Source organism: Roseateles sp. P2_H4 (genome assembly GCF_056403315.1).
This window is the reverse complement of sequence record NZ_JBFUFR010000081.1, coordinates 1-4,366: the sequence shown is the minus strand read 5'-3', so window position 1 is coordinate 4,366 and position 4,366 is coordinate 1. Positions and strand designations below refer to the sequence as shown.

Annotated in this window: 5 protein-coding genes and 1 rRNA gene; 4 read left to right on the top strand and 2 right to left on the bottom strand. The window is 67.3% G+C overall.

Annotation, left to right across the window (positions count from 1 at the left end):
* The first annotated feature begins 7 nt into the window (after positions 1-7).
* Positions 8-120, top strand: a 5S ribosomal RNA gene (rrf, locus tag AC1DW3_RS30325).
* Between the two features lie 234 nt (positions 121-354).
* On the opposite strand, the gene AC1DW3_RS30320 is transcribed toward rrf, so the two are convergent.
* The gene (locus tag AC1DW3_RS30320) at positions 355-912 is read right to left on the bottom strand and encodes a 2'-5' RNA ligase family protein (RefSeq protein ID WP_477937936.1); all 558 of its coding nucleotides are present in this window, start codon (positions 910-912) and stop codon (positions 355-357) included.
* Positions 913-976: 64 nt separating this feature from the next.
* Entirely contained in the window at positions 977-1,987 is a 1,011-nt protein-coding gene (locus AC1DW3_RS30315) for a LysR family transcriptional regulator (protein WP_477937934.1), read from the bottom strand.
* Positions 1,988-2,087: 100 nt separating this feature from the next.
* Here AC1DW3_RS30315 and AC1DW3_RS30310 point away from each other — a divergent pair, with 100 nt between their 5' ends.
* The 3 genes from AC1DW3_RS30310 to AC1DW3_RS30300 form a co-directional block, all read left to right on the top strand.
* A complete protein-coding gene (locus AC1DW3_RS30310) occupies positions 2,088-3,113 on the top strand; it encodes an alpha/beta hydrolase family protein (protein ID WP_477937932.1) in 1,026 nt (341 codons plus the stop codon).
* A 42-nt stretch (positions 3,114-3,155) separates the two neighbouring features.
* Positions 3,156-3,809, top strand: coding sequence for a DsbA family protein (locus tag AC1DW3_RS30305; RefSeq protein WP_477937930.1), 654 nt, complete (start codon positions 3,156-3,158; stop codon positions 3,807-3,809).
* A gap of 38 nt (positions 3,810-3,847) precedes the next feature.
* Positions 3,848-4,366: UDP-2,3-diacylglucosamine diphosphatase (locus AC1DW3_RS30300; RefSeq protein WP_477937928.1), on the top strand; the 519-nt coding region annotated here is incomplete at its 3' end.

The window sequence follows — 4,366 nt, the reverse complement described above, 5'->3', positions numbered from 1 at the left end:
AGTCAAGCCTGACGACCATAGCGACTTGGTCCCACTCCTTCCCATCCCGAACAGGACAGTGAAACGAGCCAGCGCCGATGATAGTGCGGATTCCCGTGTGAAAGTAGGTCATCGTCAGGCTATTTACCCCTCAAAACCCCTCCAGCTCAGGCTGCGAGGGGTTTTGTCTTTGGGCGATCTGAATATTCAGACGGATTCAAAAGTGCCGGGCAAACGGATCGGGCGGTGCTGAATAATGCCGCCTGCCGCCTGCCGCCTGCCGCCTGCCGCCTGCCGCCTGCCGCCATGGGCAGATTTCGGATGCCCGTTGGGTGCTGTTGCCGCATTGAATGCGTAGCGCCAATTCAGGCCCGCTCAAAACAAATCAATTTGCGGAGCCAAGGGCGCCGCAGGCAGTTCCCAACTCGCGACTTCGCTGTAGCGATAGGCCGCCCCGTCACCCTCGCTGCGGACAAGCAGCACGCGATCAATGGTCCAATCGATGGGTTCTATTGCGATGGGCGCATCGGCGATTGCGGCGCGATAGCTGAGGGTGATGTGCGGCGCGTTCTGCGCCGACGCGCTGAGCCCTTGCTTTGCGAGCGCGGCGCTGATGGCGCGTAGCAGGTCGACGAATCCGGCCCGCATCCCTCTCGGCTTCAATGCGGAATGGCCTTCGTTGCTGACGATCCAGCTGAGCGTCATGGTGACAGCGTGCGCTGCGATCAAGCCACCCGCCCGCAGCAGGAGTTGTTCCACGTCCGGCATCTCGTCCGGCCAATAGCGACCCGACAGTGACTGATGCCAGTTGGCGCGCGCAACCAGCAAGGTGCGCAACCGCTGGTCCAGATGGAGTCCCTGAATTGCCGTTTCGATGCAGTCTCCTGCGTTAGCCGACGGGCAGGCCATGAACAGGTAGCGCGGCCGGCTCATCGGGGCCCTCGCCTCTCATCAAGACCATTTGCAATCGGGGGCATCCGCTCAGTCGCCTTAGCCCTCACGAGCGAGCGCCGCCCAGCGACTGCCGCACAAAGCGAACCAATGCACGTGCGGTTTCCGAGCCGCTGGGAAGCGGCAGCGTCAGCGCTTGCACCGTGTCGATACCGGCCAGCATGCGCCAGCCAGGCAGCACGTCCACCAGCGCAGCTGCCGCCAACGAGCCCAAGCTCGGCGTCCCGGCCGCTACTGTGCCGTCTTCATCCTGCAGCGCCCGCAGCGGCTCCACGCAGAAATCCGGTGCGATGACCAACCCGGCGCCGTGGCGCGCCAGGGCGACAAGTCCGTCCAGGTCACTGCCCCAGGCCACCGCCTGCAGCGACACGCTCTGCCGTCGTCCATCGTCGTGCTGCCACTCGGTGACGAGGGGCTCCTCTCCCTGGCCCAGCAGCAGCAGGGGCGCGTTGGCGAGATCCTGGGGCTCTTGCGCAGATGGGTGTCGGCCGCGACCGTAGACGCGCACCACAAAGGGCAGCACCGGCTGGGCGACCCATTGCTCGGGTGGCTTGCTGGTGACGCGGAACGCGATGTCCAGCCCTTCGCGCATCAGGTCCACGCGGCGATCCGTGAAGAAGAGTTCGTAGCGCACCGCCGGGTGCAGCAGTTGGAAGCGCGCGAGCAAAGGCGCGAGCACATGCCGGCCAAAACCGGCGGTGGCGCTGATGCGGATCGTGCCGTCGAGCTGGTCGCGCGCGTGCCGCAGGGCCAGGCGGGCGCTCTCTGCCGCATCACGAACGGCGCGGGCACGGGCGTGGAGGCGCCGGCCGGCCTCCGTCAGGCCCAGGCTGCGCGTGCTGCGGGCGAACAACGCCAGGCCGACTGCGTTCTCGATAGCCGCAATGCGGCGGCTGATCGCCGCGCGTGTCAGCCCGAGGTCCCGCGCCGCCTGGGCAAAGCTGCCGGCCTGGGCAATGCGGGCGAAAAGCTCCAGCGCATTCGCGTCCAAAGCCTCTTCGGCAGCGGTCTGGCGGCGTCGACCGACGCCAGGCGGGGTGGGGTTCTTTGTCGACATTTTGTTGACGATCTGGAGCTTGCGGACGCTCTACTGCTTGAAAAGTTGCCAATCTAGACTGCCTCCACCGCCGTCACAAGCGCGCTGACCCGAGGTTCCGATGAACAGCCTTCCCTTGAGCCCTGCCGATGCGCTGCCGCTGCCCATTCCGGCGGCAAGTGCACTGGACCTGGACGACACCCATGCCCGCGACCTGCAGGTGCGTGTCTGCCCGACGCCGCTGCGTTGCAGCGATGGCCGCCTGCTCGCGGCGCAGTGGTTTGAGCCCCCGCATGCCGTTGGCGTGCGCGCGGTGGCCGTGATCGGGGCCGCAACGGCGGTGCCGGCCAGCTATTACCGCCACTTCGCGGAGTGGCTGGCCAGGCGCGGCTATGCCGTGTTGAGCTTTGACTATCGCGGCATCGCTGCCTCGCGCCAGGCTCTGCAGCCCGGCGAGGACGTGCGCCTGCGGGATTGGGCTCGGGTGGACATGGGCGCTGCCTTGCACGCGGCAGACAAGCGTCGGCGCGAGGAGGCTGCGGCCCAGCGCCGCGAACTCGGCCTGCTGTGGGTCGGGCATTCGCTGGGTGGCAACTCGGTCGGCCTCGTGCCCGGCTTCGAGGACAAGGTGGACGCGCTGCTTGGCGTTGCGGCCCAGGTGGCCTACCTGGGGCATTGGTCGGGCTTCGCGCGCCTGCAGGCCTGGCTGTTCTTCCATCTGATGCTGCCGGTCGCAGTGAGGCTGTTCGGCCATGCGCCCGGCCGCATGCTCGGCCCGCGCGCCGAGAACCTGCCTGCTGCCGCGGCGCTGGAATGGGCCGCGTGGGGGCGAAAGCCCGGCTTCCTGTTCGGCGACGAAAGCCTGGCGCGCGAGCGCAGCTACCACCGGTTTACCGGCCCGGCGCATCTGTGGAGCGTCACCGACGACCATCTCTTCGGTCCGGCCGCCGCCGTCGACGCGCTCGCCGGCCATTTCAGCGCCGCGCGCGTGCAGCGCCATGCCGTCGCTCCGGCCGATCTGGGCGTCAGCAAGATCGAGCATTTCGGCCCCTTCCGACGTGACCTGGGTGCCAAGCTCTGGCCGCGCCTGCTCGAGCCCATCGAAGCCGCGACACCTCGGCTTGCAGCACGCTTGCACTCGGCGTAAGCACCGCTGCGGTGCACGCTTGGGCGCGGCTAAGGTCGCGTCATGATCGACGACCGCTTTCTTGCCGACAACATCGCCGTGCTGCGCGCGCCGGTGCGGTTCTATTTCGACTTCTCCTCGCCCTATTCCTACATCGCCTCGGAGTGGGTCGAGGCCGTCGCCGCCCGGCATGGCCGGCGCGTGCAATGGCATGCCATCCTGCTCGGCGTGACCTTCCAGGCTGCAGAGCTGAGATCACCTGTGGCTCACCCGATCAAGCGCGACTACACGCTGCGCGACTTCGAGCGCTCAGCCCATTTCGCCGGACTGCCCTACCGTCAGCCCGATGCCTTTCCGATCGCGACGCAGAACGCGGCGCGCGTGTTCTGGTGGTTGCACGACCAGGATCCGGCTCGCGCCGTCGCCTGGGCGCACGCCGGGCTGCGCGCCTATTTCACGCGCGGTGTCTTGCTCAATGATGTTGAGGCATTGAAGGGGCTGCTGGCCGATTCCGGCATTGATGCCGACGCGGCCGAGGCCGCCTGGAACGACCCGGTCTGGAAGAACCGCCTCAAAGCCGAGAACGACGCCGCCATTGCCGCTGGCGTGTTTGGCGCGCCTCATTTCATCGTCGACGGCGAACCCTTCTGGGGCAACGACCGCCAGGCCCAGATCGAGCGTTGGCTGGGCAGCGGCCCGTTCAAGGGTATGGGCTGAGCCACACGTTCACGCGCGCGTCATGAGTGGCGGGCAGCATGCCCGCCATGCCGACGACGCAAGACACTGCTGCTGCCGCCGACACGCCCACGCTGTCGGTGCGAACCGTCTGGATCTCGGACCTGCACCTGGGCACGCCCGGCTGCCAGGCCAAGGCCCTGCTCGACTTCCTGCGCGACGTCGAGTGCGAGACGCTCTACCTCGTCGGCGACATCATCGACGGCTGGCAATTGCGCCGCTCCTGGTACTGGCCGCAGGCGCACAACGACGTCGTGCAGAAGCTGCTGCGCAAGGCACGCAAGGGCACGCGCGTCATCTTCATCCCCGGCAACCACGACGAGTTCGCGCGCAAATACCTCGCGCACAACTTCGGCGGCGTTGACGTGATGGAGGAGGCCATGCACGTGACGGCCGACGGCAAGCGGCTGTGGATCACGCACGGCGACCTCTACGACGGCGTCATCCAGTGCGCGCGCTGGCTGACGGCCGACGGCAAGCGGCTGTGGATCACGCACGGCGACCTCTACGACGGCGTCATCCAGTGCGCGCGCTGGCTG